The organism is Arthrobacter sp. JUb119, from assembly GCF_024807995.1.
In the GTDB taxonomy this organism is placed as follows: Bacteria; Actinomycetota; Actinomycetes; order Actinomycetales; family Micrococcaceae; genus Glutamicibacter.
In genome coordinates, this window is record NZ_JANUFE010000001.1 from 1,271,319 (window position 1) to 1,291,607 (window position 20,289).

17 protein-coding genes are annotated in these 20,289 nt (G+C 61.6%); 10 read left to right on the top strand and 7 right to left on the bottom strand.

What is annotated here, in order from left to right:
* Window positions 1-104 precede the first annotated feature (104 nt).
* The 3 genes from M2368_RS05900 to M2368_RS05910 are packed head-to-tail and all read left to right on the top strand — an operon-like array spanning window position 105 to window position 3,113.
* On the top strand, window positions 105-1,184 hold the full coding sequence (locus tag M2368_RS05900; protein WP_332488687.1) for an efflux RND transporter periplasmic adaptor subunit: 1,080 nt from the start codon (window positions 105-107) through the stop codon (window positions 1,182-1,184).
* Window positions 1,174-1,881, top strand: a complete 708-nt coding sequence (locus M2368_RS05905) for an ABC transporter ATP-binding protein (RefSeq protein WP_105658038.1) — start codon at window positions 1,174-1,176, stop codon at window positions 1,879-1,881. Before M2368_RS05900 ends, M2368_RS05905 begins: the two co-directional genes overlap by 11 nt.
* The gene (locus M2368_RS05910; RefSeq protein WP_498724170.1) at window positions 1,878-3,113 is read left to right on the top strand and encodes an ABC transporter permease; all 1,236 of its coding nucleotides are present in this window, start codon (window positions 1,878-1,880) and stop codon (window positions 3,111-3,113) included. The genes M2368_RS05905 and M2368_RS05910 overlap by 4 nt, the downstream gene beginning before the upstream one ends.
* A 189-nt stretch (window positions 3,114-3,302) precedes the next feature.
* Here the strand turns inward: M2368_RS05910 and M2368_RS05915 are convergent, their stop codons facing one another.
* Entirely contained in the window at window positions 3,303-4,931 is a 1,629-nt protein-coding gene (locus tag M2368_RS05915; RefSeq protein ID WP_498724171.1) for a hypothetical protein, read from the bottom strand.
* 547 nt (window positions 4,932-5,478) lie between these two features.
* Here M2368_RS05915 and M2368_RS05920 point away from each other — a divergent pair.
* The 4 genes from M2368_RS05920 (at window position 5,479) to hpaD (ending at window position 10,394) form a co-directional block, all read left to right on the top strand.
* Window positions 5,479-7,002 carry a fumarylacetoacetate hydrolase family protein gene (locus M2368_RS05920; RefSeq protein ID WP_166650849.1) on the top strand — a complete coding sequence of 508 codons (1,524 nt, stop codon included), beginning with the start codon at window positions 5,479-5,481 and terminating at the stop codon, window positions 7,000-7,002.
* Window positions 7,002-7,661, top strand: coding sequence for a GntR family transcriptional regulator (locus M2368_RS05925; protein ID WP_332488680.1), 660 nt, complete (start codon window positions 7,002-7,004; stop codon window positions 7,659-7,661). The genes M2368_RS05920 and M2368_RS05925 overlap by 1 nt, the downstream gene beginning before the upstream one ends.
* Before the next feature lie 78 nt (window positions 7,662-7,739).
* Entirely contained in the window at window positions 7,740-9,233 is a 1,494-nt protein-coding gene (gene hpaE, locus M2368_RS05930; protein WP_105661074.1) for a 5-carboxymethyl-2-hydroxymuconate semialdehyde dehydrogenase, read from the top strand.
* 63 nt (window positions 9,234-9,296) lie between these two features.
* Window positions 9,297-10,394 carry a 3,4-dihydroxyphenylacetate 2,3-dioxygenase gene (hpaD, locus tag M2368_RS05935; protein WP_105661547.1) on the top strand — a complete coding sequence of 366 codons (1,098 nt, stop codon included), beginning with the start codon at window positions 9,297-9,299 and terminating at the stop codon, window positions 10,392-10,394.
* Window positions 10,395-10,520: 126 nt separating this feature from the next.
* Here hpaD and M2368_RS05940 read toward each other — a convergent pair whose 3' ends face one another.
* Window positions 10,521-10,886, bottom strand: coding sequence for a VOC family protein (locus M2368_RS05940; protein ID WP_498724172.1), 366 nt, complete (start codon window positions 10,884-10,886; stop codon window positions 10,521-10,523).
* A 94-nt stretch (window positions 10,887-10,980) separates the two neighbouring features.
* On the opposite strand from M2368_RS05940, the gene M2368_RS05945 reads away from it, so the two are divergent.
* Window positions 10,981-11,976 (top strand): helix-turn-helix transcriptional regulator, encoded by a 996-nt coding sequence (locus M2368_RS05945; RefSeq protein ID WP_498724173.1) that lies wholly within the window; start codon window positions 10,981-10,983, stop codon window positions 11,974-11,976.
* 79 nt (window positions 11,977-12,055) lie between these two features.
* On the opposite strand, the gene M2368_RS05950 is transcribed toward M2368_RS05945, so the two are convergent.
* On the bottom strand, window positions 12,056-13,369 hold the full coding sequence (locus M2368_RS05950) for an MFS transporter (RefSeq protein WP_498724174.1): 1,314 nt from the start codon (window positions 13,367-13,369) through the stop codon (window positions 12,056-12,058).
* Window positions 13,370-13,378: 9 nt separating this feature from the next.
* On the bottom strand, window positions 13,379-14,794 hold the full coding sequence (locus M2368_RS05955) for a M20 family metallopeptidase (RefSeq protein ID WP_498724175.1): 1,416 nt from the start codon (window positions 14,792-14,794) through the stop codon (window positions 13,379-13,381).
* 126 nt (window positions 14,795-14,920) lie between these two features.
* Here M2368_RS05955 and M2368_RS05960 point away from each other — a divergent pair, with 126 nt between their 5' ends.
* Entirely contained in the window at window positions 14,921-15,817 is an 897-nt protein-coding gene (locus M2368_RS05960) for a LysR family transcriptional regulator (protein ID WP_498724176.1), read from the top strand.
* Between the two features lie 429 nt (window positions 15,818-16,246).
* Here M2368_RS05960 and M2368_RS05965 read toward each other — a convergent pair whose 3' ends face one another.
* The 3 genes from M2368_RS05965 to M2368_RS05975 form a co-directional block, all read right to left on the bottom strand.
* Window positions 16,247-17,242: a permease prefix domain 1-containing protein gene (locus tag M2368_RS05965; protein WP_498724177.1), complete on the bottom strand. Its 996-nt coding sequence runs from the start codon at window positions 17,240-17,242 to the stop codon at window positions 16,247-16,249.
* Between the two features lies 1 nt (window position 17,243).
* Window positions 17,244-17,573: a PadR family transcriptional regulator gene (locus M2368_RS05970; protein WP_498724178.1), complete on the bottom strand. Its 330-nt coding sequence runs from the start codon at window positions 17,571-17,573 to the stop codon at window positions 17,244-17,246.
* A 461-nt stretch (window positions 17,574-18,034) separates the two neighbouring features.
* Window positions 18,035-18,745 carry a FadR/GntR family transcriptional regulator gene (locus tag M2368_RS05975; protein WP_332498674.1) on the bottom strand — a complete coding sequence of 237 codons (711 nt, stop codon included), beginning with the start codon at window positions 18,743-18,745 and terminating at the stop codon, window positions 18,035-18,037.
* A 153-nt stretch (window positions 18,746-18,898) separates the two neighbouring features.
* Here M2368_RS05975 and M2368_RS05980 point away from each other — a divergent pair, with 153 nt between their 5' ends.
* Window positions 18,899-20,260, top strand: a complete 1,362-nt coding sequence (locus tag M2368_RS05980) for an SLC13 family permease (RefSeq protein ID WP_105658024.1) — start codon at window positions 18,899-18,901, stop codon at window positions 20,258-20,260.
* Window positions 20,261-20,289 lie beyond the last annotated feature (29 nt).

Genomic DNA, 20,289 nt, shown 5'->3' on the forward strand with positions numbered 1-20,289 from the left:
GTAAAAATAAATCTCAATCTGATAAAGGTTGCGTGTTTTCTCCGTTTGAGCTTGGTAGTTGCTGAACACTTTGGTAATCATTGAATGGTGAAAAGAGCAACCCTATGAGCCAACGACGCGCGTTCCGTCGCATATTCCTTCCCGCTGCATGGCTAGTTATCGGCGCCTTGATCGCCGTCAGCCTCGTGAAACTCGCGTTTGCCGGCGGCACTGCCAGCGCCGACGATGACCTGTTCCCCACCGGAGAGATCCCGGCAGAGACCATCTTTGCTGAGAAAGCCACGGTAGAGAACAAGCTGTCCATTCCCGGAACCATTAAGCTCACCGAATCGAAAGAGCTGAATGCGCCCGTGGACGGCGTTGTCAATTGGGCTTTCGTCAAGCCAGGCGACAATGTCTCCCTCGGCGATCGAATCTTCCAGGTCCGCGCCGAATCCCAGCCAGAGAGCGTTGAGGCCAACGACTCGGATAGTGAAGGTTCACAAGACGAGCAGCAACCGCAGGAAGCTGCGCCAGTGGTGAAGTACCACGACGTCTACGCAACGGCCACAGGCAAGGTCGGCGCTTTCCAGATCGAGGTTGGCGATGACGTCACCAAGGGCACAGGACTCGGCGCGATCCAGCCCCAAGAATTCTTGGCCGCCGGTTCGATCGATCCGCTGGACCGCTACCGGTTGCTCGATGAAAGCCTCGAAGCAACGATCACCATTGACGGCGGACCGGAGCCATTCACCTGCAAGGACCTGTCTGTCGGTGACAGCGCTTCGAAGAAAACCAGCGCCGGCTCCGCAGACCAGGACATGGAATCGCAGATGGATCCAATGGCATCCGGAGAATCCACGGAGAGCTCTTCGGGCAGCGAGATTTCTTGTGCCGTACCTGCAGACATCGTGGTTTTCGACGGCCTGAGCATGAACATGGAAATTGATGCAGGCACCGCCGAGGACGTATTGACCGTACCGGTATCGGCTGTTCGCGGCCTGGTTGGCCAGGGTGCGGTGTGGAGGCTGGATGAAAACGGCAAGGAAATCCGCACCGAGGTAGAGCTTGGCGTGACCGACGGAAAGGTCATCGAGGTGATTTCAGGACTGAAGGATGAGACGGAAATTCTCCGCTTCGTCCCAGGATCCACCCCGGCACCTGAAGAAATGATGGATATGGAGTCCTACTCAGATGAGTGGTGAGCCATTGCTGAAGCTCGAGAATGTCACGCGCAGCGTCCTGCTGCCCGATGACAGCGAGCTGCATATCCTCAACGGGATTGATCTCACGGTGTCCGAAGGCGATCACATAGCCATTGTCGGCCGTTCGGGTACGGGCAAGTCCACGCTGCTGAATATCCTCGGCCTGCTTGATCGGCCCACCAACGGCAGCCTGCTGTGGCGAGGCAAGGATGCGACCCGGCTGAGCGCCAAACAGGCGGCCCATGCTCGCGGACGCGACCTCGGTTTCGTTTTCCAGCAGTTCAACCTCCTGCCAGGACGCACTGCCCTGGAAAATGTCATGGCTCCACTGATGTACGCCGGTGGACGCGACTTCTGGAATCGGCGCAAGCTAGCAACCGAGTCCTTGGAGCGCGTGGGACTGGGCAAACGCTTGGATTCAATGCCCCAGACCCTCTCCGGTGGTGAGCAGCAACGTGTGGCCATCGCTCGCGCGCTGGTCCGCCGGCCACGAGTCGTACTGGCCGATGAGCCCACCGGTGCCTTGGATGTCACTACCGGACGTGCGGTGATGGATCTCTTGGATTCCGCCACGGTTGATTCCGGCGCTGCCCTGATCACCATCACGCACGACAGCAATGTTGCGGCCTTGGCCCGAGAACAGCTGCAGTTGGATGGCGGGCGGCTGCATCCGCTCAGTGAGGTGGCGGCAAGATGAAATCCTTAACTCGCTTAGGAACCGGTTTTGTTGCTGCGCTGCTGGAGGCATGGCAGGAACTGCGTATTCACAAGTTGCGCGTCTTGCTCTCCTTGGTTGGTGTCACCATTGCGGTGGCCTCGTTGACTACGGCATTGGCCGGAGCTGGCATGGCGCGTCAGATGATGACCGAAAGCCTTGAAAGCGAGGGTCGGCCAGCAATGATTGTTGTCTACGCCTACGACCCGAACTCGGATGCTGGTCCTGCGGGCAACGACCAAATCGATGAGGCCTTTCAAAAGACCATTGACCGGTTCAAGGTCGAGTACACCACCATGATGGGACGCAGCTACGACCAGAAAGCTTCAGCCCAAGGGCTGAGCCTTGATGCCGAGATCATGGTGGTTGATCCCGACTACGCTCCAATGCACCGGTTAGTTGTTACTGACGGCCGCTGGCTGGAAGCCGAAGATGCACGGAATCTTGCCCCAGCGGCGGTGGTTGACCACACCTTCATCAAAGAATTGGGACTGGAAGGCCAGCGACTGCCTTTAACCGTGGATTTGATGAGCAATGGGAACACCGTCTCAGTTACGGTCATCGGAACCACCAAAGCATCTAGCTACGGCATGGGCGGCAAGCTGTGGATGCTGCCGGCCACCTATGAGCACTGGTTCGGCATGCAAGCTCCGCTCAATGAGGTCAGCTACAAGCTGTGGGTGCCCATCGAGGGATCCGAAGAGCTGGCCATGCACTTCGGCCAGCAAATGCAGGCAGAACTTCCTGGTCTCACAGTTGATGCGCACCGCGAAGATTATCTGATGTGGGGTGCTGATGAGAGCTTGAAGATGTTGACCATGGTGGTTGCCGGGATCGCAATCATCATCTTGCTGCTTGGTTCCCTGAGTCTGCTCAATGTTGCCATGGTGACCATGAAGCAGCGTATCCGCGAAGTGGGTATCCGACGCAGCTTCGGTGCAACAACCGGACGCGTATTCTTCTCGGTGATGATGGAAAGCGTCGTGGCCACGGCCGTAGCAGGTGGCATTGGCGTGCTCATCTCCGTTGCCTTGGTCTCCAACGAGAATCTGCTGAATATGGTGATGGCTACCGAGCTGGACCAGATGCCGGCATTCCCTATCGGTGCGGCCGTACTTGGCATGGGAGTTTCCATCGCCGTAGGCGCACTGACCGGTGTGCTTCCCGCGCTGGTGGCAGCCCGAGTCAAGATTGTGGATGCTATTCGCGTCTAATATGCAGATGCCGCTAAGGCGCTGGAACGGAATCATGACTTCCGTTCCAGCGCCTTCTGCGTATCTCTGGTGAGTCGGCTGATTAACTGCGGTAGCCGAGGACCGTTGAGAAAGCCTCCGTCGCCGAGGTCTCAAACCAAGAGGTTCTTCTCCAGCTCAGTGGCCGCGAACTGTGTTGAGCTGATCTGTTTATCCCTTGCTCACGGCAGGGAGGGATTCGTCGCTGCGCGATGCGCCTCCGGACGCGCGTTTTCTATCCTTCTTCCTCTTTCCATCTTCCGTCTTCATCCAAGCAATCAACCCGATAGTAGTGACAGCAGCGATGCCGATCCAAATAGTTCCCCAAAGTGTGGATAACTGGATCCCCAGACCTCCGGTAACGGTGAAAATCAGTGTGGCCGGCAGGAATATAAACGCAAAAATATTCACTCGGTGACTGAACTTCTCACGCTTAACCGCCTCTTCGCGCAGTTGTTCGGCTCGTTCGCGATTCACCTGCTCTTCTTCGGCGCGCTGGTTGGCTTCCAGATAATCCATGATGGATTTCTGCTCGATCAGTGAATGCTTGATTCTTTCTTCCAGCATGCGCACGTTCTGCATGGCTTGCAGCACCCGAGTTGCAGATTCACGTCCGGGTATCTCCTGCAACCAGCGCTTGCCGTGGAACTCCATAAACCTTTTTTGAATGTCCTTGTATCGCTTAAGCGAAGCAGCGGAATCCTCAAGGTTTCCGGTTGCCGCTAGATTGGCCAGGTGTCCCGCGCGCTGGGTCAAGAATTCATCTTGCTGCATCGTCAAGACCGCCAAATCGACGAAGACTGAATGCGCTAAGGCCACCGTATGCCCAGTCTCTGCGATCCAGTGTTCAGGATCGCCATCCGGACGGGACTGGGCAACAATCCCCATCCCCCGATCACTGCACCAACCAATTGACGGGCCAAGGGAGACTTGGGCTTTGCTAACTCCGAGGTCGGACCAGTCGCTCAAAGTTGGCTTAGGCGTGGCGGTTTGAGCAATGCTCAGTGCATGCGCCCAGCGCACTGCAGGGTTGTCCATCGCGCTCGGTCCGTGCCAGTGTTTTTGGCACTGAGGAATCTTGTCTTGCGGAATAAAAGTGGAGATCGTATAGATGTTCCCCCATGGATCCTGCTTGTCTTTTGATTGCAGAGCGCCGCCATTATTCAGTTCTACTGCCAAGCCTGCTGAACGCAAGGCGTTGTTTACACCCGCTCGCAAGTCCTTGCCATCGATGTTTGTGCCCGGCAGTAGCCCAGCACGAGTCGGCCGGTGCAACGCAGAGGTCACCCAACCGGGGGTTTGCAATGCCTCTTTCGAAAGCTTCAGGTGCAAGGCGACGTATTCAGCGTTGCCGGCTCCTGTTTCCGCCTCACTACGAGAACGTGAAATTCCAGCGATCCGGATACCGGCGCCGGTCAGCTTGCTGATTACCTTCTGGTTGTCGAAAGCAAACGTTGGAGCACCCGATAGTGCTTGCTTCGCGTCGGCAGTCATGGCCAGGAAATGAGGTCCGACCGAAGTCTTGTCGAACCAGCTTTTTGATGCTTTATACAGATTTCCCGCGTCGTTTTGGAGAAACTCCGAGGTTTCGCTTTGCAGATCTTTGCAGAACATCTTCCACGTGATATCCGCGGCATTCGACGGGACCCACCACAAGTTTCCATCAGGTTCCGTGATCGAAGATGCCGGAACTCTGGCGACCAACGCCACGGATCCCCACATCCAGCTATTTGCGTGGACCTCGGTGGGGTGCGACGGCAGCGTCGAATCAATCACGCCTGTGTTTTGACCTGAAGACATCTTTTTCCTTGCGCTCTCATCTCAGCGAGTTTCGGATATTAAATACACTCCCCATAAATACAGGCTATCTACAATTACCCGGCATGCAGGAGGAAGCAACGGAATATTTCTCGTGAACAATCCATGACTCCACTTGCCCTCACCCTCAGTGAAATGGCCTATTTCCACGAACGGCAAAAGAGCGCCTGCCGTAGCTCGGCTTCGGTTCGCGAGCGAGCTTGCCACTGCCGCCCAGCTGGCAAGAGGATAGCGCCGGTCGGGCATCCTTTCCCGACTACAGGGCAACGATGGCCCTGCAAGGAATCCGGCATCAGATCGACTGGCTAGCCAGGATTCCAGCTATCGATTGTGTGCTGCAGTACATCCGCTCCGGCACCCCGCAATTGCCCCTTTCGAAACATTCCCGCTCCCGGAGAATTCCCCGTGATCCTGCGGATTCCCAGGCCTGCACGGTAATCATTTCCAAAGATTTCCAAAGCCCGCTTGACACCGTTTGAGATTCGGCGCACACTGATCGTATACGATTTGATGTACGAGATGATGTTCGATGAAAGCAGGCCGATCAACGGTGAGCAATATTGTCCCAGTAACCGAAGAGACCTTCGCGCAGGCAGGCAAGATCCTGGCCGTACACCTTAGCTACTCCTCGCGTGCGGCGCAGCGCGGACGCACCCCGAAGTTCCCCAGCTACTTCATGAAGGCCACCAGCTCGCTGGCCGCCAGCGGTTCCACCGTGGAACGCCCAGCTGGCACCGAGCTGCTCGCCTTCGAGGGCGAGATCGCACTGATCATCGGCAAGACCGCTCGCCGCGTCTCGGTAGACGAAGCCTGGGGCTACGTCGGGCAGGTCACCGCATCGAACGACCTCGGCGTGCACGACATGAAGTACGCGGACAAGGGCTCGAACATCCGCTCCAAGTCCGGCGACGGCTACACCCCGGTGGGTCCCAACGCCCTGGATGCTGCCACCTTGGATCCTGCCAAGCTGCGCGTGCAGACCTGGGTCAACGGCAAGCTCGCCCAGGACGCCGACACCTCCGAGCTGCTCTTCTCCTTCGCAACCATCATCGCCGACCTGTCCCAGCAGATGACCTTGCAGCCAGGTGACATGATCCTCACCGGCACCCCGGCCGGCTCCACCGTCTTCTTCCCCGGCGACGTTGTCGAGGTCGAGGTCACCGACCTGGTCTCCGGCGCCACGACCGGCAAGCTGGAGACCACCGCCGTCGAGGGCACCGCGGCCTTCGCCGCTTTCGGCAACCAGCCAAAGGTCACCGACAAGGACAAGGAAGATGCCTACGGCGATCGCGAGACCGCCGGCATGGCCCCGATCATCACCGGCAAGGACGTGCTGACCGACAAGGTCCGTGAGCAGCTGGCTTCGGTGGCTACCGCCACCTTGTCCGCCACCTTGCGCAAGCGCGGCCTGAACAACGTGAACATCGAAGTCCCCGGTGCCACCAAGGGCATGCAGCGCGTGATCGGCACCGCCCGCACCCTGCGCTACATCCCCAACCGCGAGGACCTGTTCAAGGCCCACGGCGGCGGCTACAACATGCAGAAGCAGTCCATCGACTCGCTCAATGACGGCGAGATCCTGGTCATGGAAGCCCGCGGCGAGACCGGCTCGGCCACCCTGGGCGACATCCTGGCCCTGCGCTCCCAGCAGCTCGGCGCCGCCGGCATCATCTCCGATGGCGGCGTACGGGACCTGGATGCCGTGTCCAACCTGGAAATCCCGGTCTTCTACAACGGCGCCCACCCGGCGGTTCTCGGCCGCAAGCACGTGGCCTGGGACAAGGACATCACCGTGGCCTGCGGCGGCGTTTCGGTGCAGCCAGGAGATGTGATCGTGGCCGACTCCGATGGCATCGTGGTCATCCCGCCAGCGATGGTCGCCGAGGTGGCCGCTGAAGCCGCGGTGACCGAATCCAATGACGAATTCATCTTCGCCATGGTCCAGCGCGGCCACGGCATCGAGGGCCTGTTCCCGATGAATGATGCGTGGAAGAGCAAGTACAACGCCTGGAAGGACGCAGGCAGCCCGGATCTGGACTCATGGTCGCTGTAATGACCGCCTCCAAGTCCGAAGCCGCCTACCAGCTGGTTTCCGAGCGCATCGTCAACGGGGCATACTCCCCCGGCTACCGGCTGGTGCTGGGCACCATTGCCGATGAGCTGGGCTGCTCCGTGGTTCCGGTGCGCGAGGCGATCCGCCGGCTGGAGGCCGAGGGCCTGGTGCACTTCACCCGCAACGTCGGGGCGACGGTGGCCCACGTGGATTCCACCCTGTACCTGCACACCATGCAGACCCTGATGGTCATCGAGCCGGCCGCTACCGCGCTGGCTGCCGATGCCATGGATGCCGCTTGGCTTGCCAAGGCGCGGGCGCTGAACGAGAACATGCGCCAGTGCCTGGCGGATTTCGATCCGGTGGCCTTCACCCGGATGAATACCGAATTCCACCAGCTGCTCTACGGCCAGTGCCCCAATCCGCACATCCTGGACCTGGTCCAGCGCGGATGGCGCCGGCTGGCGGCCATGCGGGCCAGCAGCTTCACCCACATTCCCAACCGGGCTCGCGCCTCGGTTCAGGAGCATGAGGCGCTGCTGGATCTGATCGGCAACCATGCCACCCCGGCGCAGATCGAAGCCGCCTGCCGGGACCACCGCTCGAATACGCTCAACGCCTATTTGAAAGCGGCCGGCATGGCACCTAGCGCCATCTAGCCAGCAGCACCGAGAACTTTCATAGATTTGCCACAACCCATCCGGTGAAAACACCGGAACAGCACGAAAGGAACTGCCATGAGCAAGCACTTCGTACCGGAAAACCTTCCGACCCACCTGCAGCACTACATCAACGGCGAATTCGTTGACTCCATCGGCGGAGCAACCTTCGACGTGCAGGAACCGGTAAGCAACACCAACTACGCCACCGTGGCTTCGGCACAGCCCGAAGACGTGAACCTGGCAGTTGCCGCCGCCAACAAGGCCTTCAAGGAAGGCCCTTGGGCCAAGATGCTGCCACGCGAGCGTTCCCGCGTGCTGCACAAGATCGCTGACATCGTCGAATCCCGCGACGAAGAGCTCTCGCTGCTCGAGTCCTACGACTCCGGCCTGCCGATCACCCAGGCCAAGGGCCAGGCCCGCCGCGCCGCGGAGAACTTCCGCTTCTTCGCCGACCTGATCGTCGCGCAGGTGGATAACTCCTTCCGCGTCCCAGGACGCCAGATGAACTACGTGAACCGCAAGCCCATTGGCGTCGCCGCGCTGATCACCCCGTGGAACGTTCCATTCATGCAGGAATCCTGGAAGCTGGCTCCGGCCATCGCCACCGGCAACTCGGTGGTCCTCAAGCCTGCCAGCTACACCCCGCTCTCCGCTGGCCTGTGGCCAGAAATCTTCCGCGAAGCCGGCCTGCCAGAGGGCGTCTTCAACCTGATCTTCGGTTCCGGCGGCGTGGCCGGCGACTACCTGGTCAAGCACCCGGATGTGCCGCTGGTGTCCTTCACCGGCGACTCCTCCACCGGCGCCACCATCTCCACCGCGGCTGCGCCATTCTTCAAGGGCCTGTCCCTGGAGCTGGGCGGAAAGTCCCCTGCAGTGGTCTTCGCCGACGCTGATCTGGAAGCTGCCCTGGACGCCACCGTGTTCGGCGTGTTCTCGCTGAACGGCGAGCGTTGCACCGCCGGTTCCCGCGTGCTGGTCCAGCGCGATATCTACGATGATTTCGTAGCCAAGTTCGCAGAACGCGCCAAGAACATCCGCGTTGGCCTGCCGAGTGACCCGAAGACCGAAGTCGGTGCACTGGTGCACCCTAACCACTTCGAGAAGGTCATGGGCTACATCGAGATCGGCAAGACCGAAGGCCGCTTGCTGGCCGGCGGCGGCCGCGCCGAAGGCTTCGAAGAGGGCAACTACGTTGCTCCGACCGTCTTCGCCGATGTTGCCCCGGATGCGCAGATCTTCCAGGACGAGATCTTCGGCCCGGTTGTTGCCATCACCCCGTTCGACACCGACGAGGAAGCACTGGAATTGGCCAACAACACCAAGTACGGCCTGGCAGCCTACGTGTGGACCAGCAACTTGAAGCGCGCGCACAACTTCGCGCACCAGATCGATTCGGGCATGGTGTGGCTGAACTCCAACAACGTCCGCGACCTGCGCACCCCATTCGGCGGCGTGAAGGCTTCGGGGCTGGGCCGCGAAGGCGGCTACCGCTCGGTGGACTTCTACACCACCCAGCAGTCCATCCAGATCACCCTGAACGAAGCGCACTCCCCTAAGTTCGGCGTCTAGGAAGCACGCGCTTCCCGCCCCTAGTTTTTCTTGCTTGCAAAGGAGCAAATCATGAGCAAAGAGATCGCAAACCCGATCCCAACCCCTTCGGTTCCAGCACCGGATATCCTGCGCTGCGCCTACGCTGAACTGGTCGTCACCGACCTGGAGCGCTCGCGCAAGTTCTACGTGGACGTACTGGGCCTGCACGTATCCTACGAAGACGAGAACCAGATCTACCTGCGTTCCTTCGAGGAATTCATCCACCACAACCTGGTGCTGACCAAGGGCCCGGTGGCAGCACTGAAGGCCATGGCTTTCCGTGTGCGCAGCGCCGAAGAGGTCGACAAGGCCGAGGCCTACTACAAGGAACTGGGCTGCCGCACCGAGCGCCGCAAGGAAGGCTTCGTCAAGGGCATCGGCGATGCACTGCGCGTCGAGGATCCACTGGGCTTCCCGTACGAGTTCTTCTTCGAGACCACCCACGTTGAGCGCCTGCACATGCGCTACGACCTGTACTCGGCCGGCGAACTGGTCCGCCTGGACCACTTCAACCAGGTCACCCCGGACGTGCCGCGCGGGCGCGCCTACCTCGAGGACCTGGGCTTCCGCGTCACCGAGGACATCCAGGACGACGAAGGCACCACCTACGCAGCCTGGATGCACCGCAAGGGCACCGTGCACGACACCGCTTTGACTGGCGGCAACGGCCCGCGCCTGCACCACGTGGCCTTCTCCACCCACGAGAAGCACAACATCATCCAGATCTGCGACAAGATGGGCGCACTGCGCATCTCGGACCGCATCGAGCGCGGCCCCGGCCGCCACGGCGTCTCCAACGCGTTCTACCTGTACATCCTGGATCCAGATGACCACCGCATCGAGATCTACACCCAGGATTACTACACCGGCGATCCGGACAACCCGACCATCACCTGGAACGTGCACGACAACCAGCGCCGCGACTGGTGGGGCAACCCGGTTGTTCCATCGTGGTACACCGAAGCTTCCAAGGTCCTGGACCTGGATGGCAACGTGCAGGAAGTCATCGAGCGCACGGATGACTCCGAACTGGAAGTCACCATTGGCGCCGACGGCTTCTCCTTCACCCGTGCCGGTGACGAAGACGGCTCGTACCATGGCCAGGCTTCCAAGGGCTTCAAGCTGGGCAACCAGCTCTAAGCCAGGCAAGCTCTTCTAGACCCAGAGCTTGGCAGCTTCCCTGAGCTGCAACACAAGAATCCCGGGACATCAGCGAATTTCTTCGCCGATGCCCCGGGATTCTGCTTTTATTGGCCACGCTAATTCCTAGTCCATCGGCGAGACCCTGATCAGGTTGCCATCTGGATCCGCGGCAACAAAGGTCCTGCCAAAGACTTCGTCGTAAGCTTCTTGCACGATGCGCACTCCCTTGGCGGACCATTGGCGGCAAGTTTCGTCAACGTCACCGCCGGAGCCGGGGACCATCAAACCCACCTCGCTGGTGCGCGGGGTTTCCGGGACCGCATCTTCATTCTTGCCGGACCACACAGCGAAGCTCACCTGCTCGCTGAGGGCGAATGCCACATAGCGCGGCGAGACGAAGACGGGATCCATATCGAACAAATCGCCATAGAATTCGGCAGCTTTCCGGGCATCTATGACATAAACGAGGAACAGGTTCGGGCGGGGCATCGGGGACTCCTGGGATCAATGAATTAGTGGACATTAGCAGTCCACCAGAAAATCACGACAGAACATGTCTTCTTTTCTGGGATACTTGGAGGTCATGAAAGCTTCCAGGCTGTTGCACCTGCTCTTGCTGTTGCAGACTCGTCAGCGCATCAGCTCCTCGGAACTGTCCCAGACGCTGGAGGTCTCGCGACGGACCATCCTGCGCGATGTCGAAGCGCTGTCCATGGCTGGCGTCCCTGTCTACGCCGAGCGCGGGCGCCACGGAGGAATCGCCTTGCTGCCGGGCTCCCGATTGAATCTGGCCCATCTGGAGCCGCCGGAGCTGGAAGCCTTGTCCGTGGCGGGGCTCGATGAACGGCATTTGGAACTTCTGGGCTTGCGGGACGCACATGCTACGGCGGCGCGCAAGGTCGCGCTGAAGCAGGACGCAGCTCCAGCGGCCCATCCCCGGGCTACGTTGGCCGATATTGTCATGGTGGATAGTTCTGCCTGGATGTCGGGCCGGAGCCTGCTGGTCGATATCGCGGATCTGGCAACCGCGTTGCGGCTTCGGCGCCAGCTGCGCATCAAGTATCGGCGCAGTACCGAGGCGCACCCAGCGTTCCTGCTCGTGGATCCCTATGGACTCGTGGCCAAGTCCGGTCGCTGGTATCTCGTCGCCGAACAGCAAGGTGAGCAGCGGCTGTTCTCGTTGGAGCGGCTCTACTCATTCGAAATCCTACAGGCGCCGGCAAACTTGCAGGTCGATGCCACCCTGCGCACGGTGTGGCTCTCGCTCAAGGAACGCACAGAGGCACCCGGGGACGTGATGATCACGGCCCGCCTGCGTGCAACTCGACTGGATTTGGCCCGGCGAATCTTGGGCGAGCGTCTCCGGGACGTGGACGCAGCCGAAGGAGGGTGGTACCCGATCACTATCGTGTTCCGGCAAATCCAAGACGTGCGCCAACTGCTCCAATTTGCCGACCATATCCACGTAACTGGTCCCCCAGCGGCACGTGACATGATTCGCGCGCTGGCCACCGATCTGGTTTCGCGCCATCAGGATCCATCCGCCGCACCGGTGCCCGGAGAGCCGGATCGTTCGTGATCGTCGCGAGCGCGCAAAGGCCGGCAACCGCTGCGGTTGCCGGCCTTGTGCTTCCTGCGCTGCTTCACCAGTGGCGGGGTCAGCGCACCGCCCGGAAACGGAAGGCGGAGCCCAGCGCCGCGATGCTCACGATGGCCAGCACCGCCAGGTAGTAGCCCGGGGCAATCGGCTGGCCAGTGGCCTCGATCAGGAAGGCGCAAATCATCGGGGTGAATCCGCCGAAAATCGCCACAGAGGTGTTGTAGCTGAAGGACAGGCCCGTGGCCCGCGACGAATCGCTGAAGACATCAGCCATCACCGACGGCAGCGCACCGAAGTACAAAGCCTTGAGCAATCCCAGGATGACCATTACGACCGCGAGGACCAGGAAGGTCTTGCCCGCAATCAACCAGAGGAACAGCGGGATGGTCAGCAGCATGATCGCCAGGGCGGCGGGAATCATGATGCGCAATCGTCCGAAGCGGTCCGAAAGGTGGCCCACCACTGGCGTGGCGAAGGTCAGGATCGCCCCGGAGATAATCAGCGAGGAGAAGGAAACGGTAGGGCTCATGCCCAATTGGCTGATGCCGAAAGTCGGCATGTACTGCAGCACGAAGTTCAGCGCTGTCGAAATAGCCAGCGCTCCGCCGGCGATGAGCGCCGAGGCCTTGTTCGAGCGGAACAGCTCGCGCACCGGGGCATGCACCGCGTTCTTGGCGCTGTGCCGATCCCCCGGGGCCGCTTCGGGCAGCGGCGCTTCATCGACGTGGCGACGGATCCACCAGCCGGCAGGGCCCACCAGCAGACCGATGAAGAACGGTATGCGCCAGGCCCAGTCGTTCATCTGCTCCGTCGTGAAGATACTGGTCAAAGCGACCACCGTGATGGCAGCCATCATCGCGCCCAGGCCTTGGCTTGCGAACTGGAAGCTGCCCAGGAATCCCTTGCGCCCCTTGTCCTGCGCCAAGAGGTACGAGGTGGCGGCACCGAACTCGCCACCGGCGGAGAAGCCCTGGATGAGCCGCCCCAGGATGAGCCCCAGCGGAGCGAAGATGCCGATGGTGTCGTAGCCCGGCAGCAGTGCAATGATCGCCGTACCCACTACCATCAGCCTGATAGTGAGGATCAACCCCTTTTTCAAGCCCTTGCGGTCCGCATAGGATCCGAGTACAAGTCCACCTAGAGGGCGGATCAGGTAGGAGATACCGAAGACCGCAAAAGCCTGGATGACCTCTACGGCCGGATTTTCCGAGGGGAAGAAGTTGTGGCCGATATAGATTGCCAACAGCGCATAGATGGCCATGTCGTACCACTCCAGCGCATTGCCAATGGTGGCTGCGGCGATACCGCGAGCGGTGGACTGGCGTCGGGCCGGCGCTGTCTGGTCTTTAACTGGTAATTGCTGATTTTCCATGCTGGAGTCCTAGATCTTCTCGCTGCTAGCGGCTACCGTGCGCGGCAAGGTCGTCTTCGTTGCCAGGTCATGGAAGAGCCCGCACATCATTTTCAGTCCTTGGCGCAGCACCGGCTCCAGGGCGTGCTCGTTGGGCCCGTGCTGCTGGCACCCCGGATAGGAATGCGGGACCCACAAGGTCGGCAGGCCAAGCGTCGATTCGAAGACCGCATTGGGCAGCGAACCGCCGATATTGGGCAAGACCACCGCGGGCACGCCGGTGCTCCGCTGGATGGACTCGCTGGCCCAGCGCACCCAAGGGTTGTCGGGGTTGGTCCTGCTGGCCGGGAAGCACTGTCCCATGGCCAGCTGCACCATCGGGTAGCCGGCCTCGTCCAGTGCCCGCCGGATCGCCGCTTCCAGCCCCGCCAGATCCGTTCCAACGACGAAGCGCAGTTGCAGGACCGCCCGGGCCTCACCCGGGATGGCATTGACCGGCCGGGCGACGTCGGCCGATTGCAGGGCGATCACCTCCAGGGTGTTCCAGGCGTAGAGCCGTTCTGCCGCGCTCAGCCTGGTGTCGCCCCAGCCGTCGGCCAATTGCGGGTCCTGCGCTCCTCCGCCCACCTGCACCGATTGGAGCGCTTGGCGCACCGAGTCGGGCAGTTCGTCGGGAAGCAGCCCTGGTACTTGGATACGCCCATGCCCATCGACCAGTGCACCGATCGCGCCAGCCAGCGTGGTTGCGGGGTTGCGCAGCAGGCCGCCCCAATTCCCTGAATGATAGCCGCCCGCGCGCAGCGGAATGCTGAGTTCGAAGGTCGCCCCACCCCGTGCGCCGAGGAATATCGTGGGTTCCTGGGCTGACAATCTGGGGCCGTCCGAGGCGATGAAGAGATCTGCGGCGAGTTCTTCGCGGTGCGCCGCGGCGTATTCATCCAGCTGCGGGGACCCGATTTCCTCGCCGGCTTCGAACAGGAAGACCGCGTTGAATCCCAATTCCCCGCGCTGGGCCAGCAGCATCTCGAAGGCCTTGAGGTTCACCAGGTGCTGGCCCTTGTTATCCGCCGCGCCGCGTCCGTACCAGCGCTCGCCTTGGGCATCCAGCACGAAAGGATCGCGCCCCTGCTCCCATTGCCCCGCTTGGCCGTCAACCACATCGGCATGCCCGTAGCACAGCACCGTAGTGTAATCCCGATGTTCTGTGCGAACCGCGCGCAGGAAAGAATTGCCCGATCCCCGCCAGTCCAGATCAAGCCGCACAGTAAAGCCCATGCCTTCGAGCCTCGATCGTAAGTTCTTATCCAGATATGAGTTCGTTGCAACCCTCTGGCTGGGGTCGGTGCTGACCGTCGGGCAGGCAACCAGCTCGGACAAGTCCTCGAACAGCTCCCCCGAGTCGACATACTTGTCCGCAGCTACTAGCAAATCTTCTCTATTCGGCATGATTTCTCCCCGCTCGGCGTGTTGTACTGTAGATCACATTAGGAGATGGGCGCGACGGGAACCAGTGCCGTTTCGTGCATCAGGTTTGAGTTAAATGCAAAATGCTAATCGAACGGGAACAAGAGAATGCAAACATTGCCAACGGCGCTGCGCTACTTCCATGAGGTGGCTAGCACGGGATCTATTTCCGATGCCGCCGAATCGCAACATGTTTCCGCGTCGGCGATCAGCCGGCAGATCAGCCAGCTCGAACGCCACGTCGGCGCGGCAATTTTCCGCCGCCATGCCCGCGGCATGGAATTGACCGATGCCGGGGTGCTGCTGCTGGCCCATACCCGCCGCATGCTCTCCGAAGGCGAGCAACTGGCTCAGGATCTGAGCGAGCTCTCCTCGGGGGCTTCACGAGTCATCGAGGTGGCCAGCTCGGAAGGACTTGCTGCCTCGGTGACTCCTCGCGCCGTCTCCGCGTTCTGCAAGGAACATCCCGAGGTGACGGTTCACCTGAGCGTCTTGCCCTCGGCCGAGGCCACCAGGCAGGTTATCGAAGGCACTGCGGATCTCGCGACGATTTTTGCCCTGGGCCCGCAGCGCCATGTAACCGTCGAGCATTCCTGCCCAGCTCCGGCTTATGCCGTGGTTTGCGCCGACCACCCCCTGGCTGAGCGGACGCAGCTGTCGCTGGCCGAGCTCTGCGAGTACCCGATGTCCATGCCGGCCAAGGGCATCACCCAGCGCGAGCTTTTTGACATCGCCACCTCCATGGCCGGACTCACGCCGAAGATCGCGCTAACTACCGATCACATCAATCCGGCCATGGAGTTCGCGCGTTCCGGCGCGGGGGTGACCTTGCTCAGCCGCTTCGCTCGTCGCGATGGGCTGAGCCAAGGGCTGAGGTTCATCCCGATTGACCATCCGGCTCTGGCCGAACGCAGCGCACAGATCCTCACCATGCCGCGACGACGGCAACCAGCCTTGGTCAGTGCGCTGATCCAGCAGATCACGTCCCTGATGCAGGAATACTGATCAGGGAAGAAGGCGGCCTCGCCGCAGGGGCCGGCATGGGATTCTACTGGCCGAACAGCGGCCCCAGCTAATGGATGGCGGTGCGGCACGGAGGCAGTCGCATGTACCGTGATGGCCCCTCCGAGGGATCGCTGATTGCCGGAGGCTTCGCTCGTCGGGTGCACCCGGGATTCGAACGGCGAGTATTTGCGCAGGCGGAGCCGAGCGAGCGCCGGAAGCGTTCGGAGCAGTCGTGGTTGACGGCGCTCTTCCTGATCGTGATGACGTGCTTTCCTAGGTGCCTTTCGAGCAACTGTCGGCCCAATTGATGGAGGGGCTTCCGTGCCGGAACACAAGCCGGGGGCAGTGACCCGCGAGCTCGTATCATTGCCGGCAGGCAGCTCAGCGCTGGACACGGTGGCACGGACTCCCACCTGCCATTCAGCGCGTTCACCCCCGGGCTGTGCCCCGTTCCCGCACGGCCTTGCGCCAGCCGTCAACGATATCCCAGCCAATGCCGGCCGCGATTCCGCACCCGAGCAGCACGGCGAGAATGCGGAAGATGCCGCCATTGCCAGCGGCCTGTGCGTTTCCGGCTGCGAACCCGTCGCCTCCGGCAACCGCAACGAACGAGAGGAATTCCGGGTTGACGAGCTCGCCGCGCAACAGCAGGATCAGCGCCCAGGCCGCGAAGGCCAAGGCGAGCACGGTGTTCAGCACCGCCATGGCAGTTGTCCAACGACGCAGGCGGAACAGCGCGACGGCGAAGACGGCCTCGAGGATGATCAGTGCGAACAGGACGCCGATCCACCACGGCCACAGCCCCGGGTTGAGGATCGGGATCGGTTCACCGCCTGTGGGGAAGAATCCTCGGACCAGGTCCCACACCACCGCGCCGGCGGCGATGCCCAGGAATACCAGCGACGCGATCAACTCGCTGCGGCCCGCGCCATCCTCGGGAATTTCCGGCAGCTGGTCAACATCCCACTTCACGCCAGTGTCCGCGCCAGTGCGCTCGAGCACGACGAACACGAGCGTGGTCCAGAAGCCCACGTGCACGATGACCTGCAGCCCGACGGAAAGCGACTGGACGATGCTTTCGCCCACGTCCTGTCCAGAGACCAGCAAACCCAGCGCCATTGCCCCTGCCACGCAGAGCGGCACGATCCACAGCAGCAGTTTCAGCAGGCGCCACCAAGCCAGGTAGTACTTCGGCCCGAGCAGGTGCAGCGGCCGGTCTGCGTAGCCGGCGGCGAGGATGCCGGGGTCGCCGAGTTCGGCCAGGACGCGGCGTTCTGCCTCCTGCGCGGCTTCGCCTTGGGCTACGCGCGCCTCGATGGCGTCGGCAATGGAGGCTTCGAGCTCGGCGCGGATGTCGTTCCGCATGCCGGGCTCGAGGCTGCGGATCGTGGCCGAGATGTAGCGTTCGGTCAATGTGGCAGTCATGTCAGTGCTCCTCTTCGGTGAGCGAGGCGATCGCCGTTGCCAGTGATCGCCATTCCGTGGTCAACGTGTCGGCAAGACGGATACCGTCAGGCGAGGTTCGGTAGAACTTGCGTGGCCTGGCCTCCTCGGTGTTCCACTCGCTGGTGAGGTAACCCTGCTTCTCCAGACGCCGCAGCAGCGGATACAAGGTGTTGGCATCGGTGGAGAAACCGTGCTCGTCGAGCTGCTCCAGCAGGCTGTAGCCGTATCCTGCACTGCGCAGCAGCTGCAGGCAAGCGAGCACAACGGTGCCGCGTCGCAGCTCTTGCAGTTGGGTGTCGAACTCTTCCATGCCGCTCACATTACCGTGCGCCACACACTATCGTCAATCACACATTACTGTCACAAGATGAGAACAGGTGTTCAATGCTATTCGTTGCAGAACTGGGGGCTGCAGCCGGAAGTGAGCGGTGGCGCTGAGGCGGGACAAGCAAACCAGCAAGTAACGCATCGCGTAGCGGCAGGACTGGCGACTGGACTGGAGTGCCAAGATCTGTTGAATTCCAGCGCAGCGTGGTCCATAGATCGGCAGTGGCCGCGCTTTTCCAGCCCATCGCCCATCGCCTTTTGATAACTGCGAACTTTCCGCAACAGGCCAACCTCCGGCCACGGAGGCCTTCCGCGCACTGCGCGCGGGAGAATAGCAAAAGCTAGCGGCCGGCAGCACCTCGAGCCGCCCGGACATCGAAGAAAACGGCTCCGGCGGAAAAGCGCCAGCCACGCCCGGCAGCAACTGGCTGAACGGCTTTGCGGCTACCTGCCGTCCCTGAGCAGGGCCACGTCGGAGACCATTTCTATATGCTCGCCCATCGCGGCGGCGGCACCCGTGGCATCGCCGCGGCGAATCGCATCGGCGATTTTCAGGTGCGACTCCAGCGAGCGCTCCGGGCGTCCTGGCTGCCCCAACGATTCGATGCGGGTTTCGAGCACCATCTCGGCGATAAACGTCATGAGTTTTTGCAAAACCGCTGATTTAGCTGCAGCGGTAATTGCCTCGTGGAAAAGCTCATCACCGCGCTCGCCACGGCCGCCCTCGCCAATTTCCGCGGCCATCACCTCCAGCGCGTGATCGATTTTGCGCAGGTCCGCCTCGGTGCGGCGGGCGGCAGCCAGCGCGGCCAGCTTGACCTCCAAGGTACTGCGCGCCTCGACGATATCAGGCAACCGGCTCTTGTGCTCGCGCAGTTCGCGCAGCACCGTGGCGACGCTCGGACGGTGCACGAGCACCGCGCCGGTTCCATGCTGCACGTCGATGACCCCGAGTACTTCCAGCGCCACCAGGGCCTGGGCCAGGGTCGCTCGCGAGACGCCGAGCTGTTCTGCCAGCTCGCGCTCGGCCGGCAAATGGTCACCGGGCCCCAACTGCTCTGCTTCGACGAAAGCCAGGATCTGCTGCATCAACTGCTCATAGAGCCGAGGACGCTGCACCTTCGCGAACGCCCTGGCCTTCTTGGCTTCAGCCACAACCACTCCCCACCTGAAAATGTGTTCTTCATCAAACTTACACCGAAAATTACCTTGACAAGACACCGAGAGTCTAGGAGGCTAGGCCAGTGAGCCAGTGACACCCGTCACACCAAAACCATTCAGTGCAAAGCCTCCCGAAAAGGATTTCCCATGTCTGTCGCACTCGTCTCCATCATCGTCTTGGCGGTGATGTTCATAATTGCCACGATGTTCCCGATCAACATGGGAGCCTTGGCCTTCGTTGGCGCCTTCCTGCTCGGCACGATATTCCTCGGCATGGATGCCAAGGACATTCTCGCCAGCTTCCCCGGAGGGCTGTTCTTGACCCTGGTCGGGGTCACCTACCTCTTCGCCATAGCCCAGAACAATGGCACCATCGACATCCTGGTTGACCGGGCGGTGAAACTTGTCGACAACCGGATCTCGCTGATCCCCTGGGTCATGTTCGCCATCACCGCAGCCATTACCGCCATCGGCGCCCTGGGCCCGGCAGCGGTGGCGATCATCGCCCCTATCGGCCTGCGCTTCGCGCAGAAATACGAGATCAACCCGCTCATGATGGGCATGCTCATCGTGCACGGCGCGCAAGCCGGCGGCTTCTCCCCGATCGCCGTCTACGGCGTGATCGTCAATGGGCTGATCCAGGAAGCCGGGTTCGCCTTCAGCCCCACCGCCCTGTTCCTCACCAGCTTCGCCTTCAACCTGGTGATCGCCATCGTGCTGTTCCTGGTCCTGGGCGGGCGCAAACTGGCTGGCCAGCGGGCCAGCGCCATCGCCGAACGCGTTGCCGAGGCCCGCCTGTCGGTCTCCGTGGGCTCGCAGGCAGCCGATGTCGATTTCAAGGGAAGCGGCTCGGGAACCTACGGTCCCCGCGATCCTGCCGGCGACGGCGCCGCGCCGCATGCCCCGGGCCAGCGCTTCGGCCAGGCAATGACCATCCTCGGCCTGGTCGCCCTGGCCGTGATCGCGTTGGGCTTCAAGGTGGACGTCGGCTTCGTTTCGATCACCATCGCTGTCGTCCTGGCCTTGGTCAACCCCGCTGCCCAGAAGGGGGCGGTCAACAAGATCAGCTGGTCCACGGTCCTGCTCATCTGCGGCATGCTCACTTTCGTCGGAGTCCTGGAGGAAGCCGGCACCATCGAATACGCTTCGAACGCCGTGGCGACCCTGGGAGCACCGCTGCTTGCGGGCTTGCTCATCTGCTACATCGGCGCCGTTGTCTCGGCTTTCGCATCATCCACTGCCATCCTGGCCGCGCTCATCCCGCTGGCGATCCCGTTCCTGGGCTCGGGCTCGATCAGCGCTACCGGATTGATCTGCGCACTTGCCATCGCCTCGACCATCGTGGATGTCTCGCCCTTCTCCACCAACGGCGCCCTGGTCCTTGCCAACGCCCCGGAAGGCACCGACAAGGACCGCTTCTACAAGCAGGTCCTGGGCTACGGCGGCATCATCGTCCTGGCCGGCCCTGTCCTGGCCTGGGCGCTGCTGGTCTTGCCCGGCTGGCTGTAGGCACCAGCGGAATCGCCAATCTTTCCACT

What these genes read in the sequence shown, in the direction of transcription:
- M2368_RS05900 (WP_332488687.1), top strand. Translation starts at nt 105, where the DNA reads ATGAGCCAACGACGCGCGTTCCGTCGCATATTCCTTCCCGCTGCATGG.
- M2368_RS05905 (WP_105658038.1), top strand. Translation starts at nt 1,174, where the DNA reads ATGAGTGGTGAGCCATTGCTGAAGCTCGAGAATGTCACGCGCAGCGTC.
- M2368_RS05910 (WP_498724170.1), top strand. Translation starts at nt 1,878, where the DNA reads ATGAAATCCTTAACTCGCTTAGGAACCGGTTTTGTTGCTGCGCTGCTG.
- M2368_RS05915 (WP_498724171.1), bottom strand. Translation starts at nt 4,931, where the DNA reads ATGTCTTCAGGTCAAAACACAGGCGTGATTGATTCGACGCTGCCGTCG.
- M2368_RS05920 (WP_166650849.1), top strand. Translation starts at nt 5,479, where the DNA reads ATGAAAGCAGGCCGATCAACGGTGAGCAATATTGTCCCAGTAACCGAA.
- M2368_RS05925 (WP_332488680.1), top strand. Translation starts at nt 7,002, where the DNA reads ATGACCGCCTCCAAGTCCGAAGCCGCCTACCAGCTGGTTTCCGAGCGC.
- hpaE (WP_105661074.1), top strand. Translation starts at nt 7,740, where the DNA reads ATGAGCAAGCACTTCGTACCGGAAAACCTTCCGACCCACCTGCAGCAC.
- M2368_RS05940 (WP_498724172.1), bottom strand. Translation starts at nt 10,886, where the DNA reads ATGCCCCGCCCGAACCTGTTCCTCGTTTATGTCATAGATGCCCGGAAA.
- M2368_RS05945 (WP_498724173.1), top strand. Translation starts at nt 10,981, where the DNA reads ATGAAAGCTTCCAGGCTGTTGCACCTGCTCTTGCTGTTGCAGACTCGT.
- M2368_RS05950 (WP_498724174.1), bottom strand. Translation starts at nt 13,369, where the DNA reads ATGGAAAATCAGCAATTACCAGTTAAAGACCAGACAGCGCCGGCCCGA.
- M2368_RS05955 (WP_498724175.1), bottom strand. Translation starts at nt 14,794, where the DNA reads ATGCCGAATAGAGAAGATTTGCTAGTAGCTGCGGACAAGTATGTCGAC.
- M2368_RS05960 (WP_498724176.1), top strand. Translation starts at nt 14,921, where the DNA reads ATGCAAACATTGCCAACGGCGCTGCGCTACTTCCATGAGGTGGCTAGC.
- M2368_RS05965 (WP_498724177.1), bottom strand. Translation starts at nt 17,242, where the DNA reads ATGACTGCCACATTGACCGAACGCTACATCTCGGCCACGATCCGCAGC.
- M2368_RS05970 (WP_498724178.1), bottom strand. Translation starts at nt 17,573, where the DNA reads ATGGAAGAGTTCGACACCCAACTGCAAGAGCTGCGACGCGGCACCGTT.
- M2368_RS05980 (WP_105658024.1), top strand. Translation starts at nt 18,899, where the DNA reads ATGTCTGTCGCACTCGTCTCCATCATCGTCTTGGCGGTGATGTTCATA.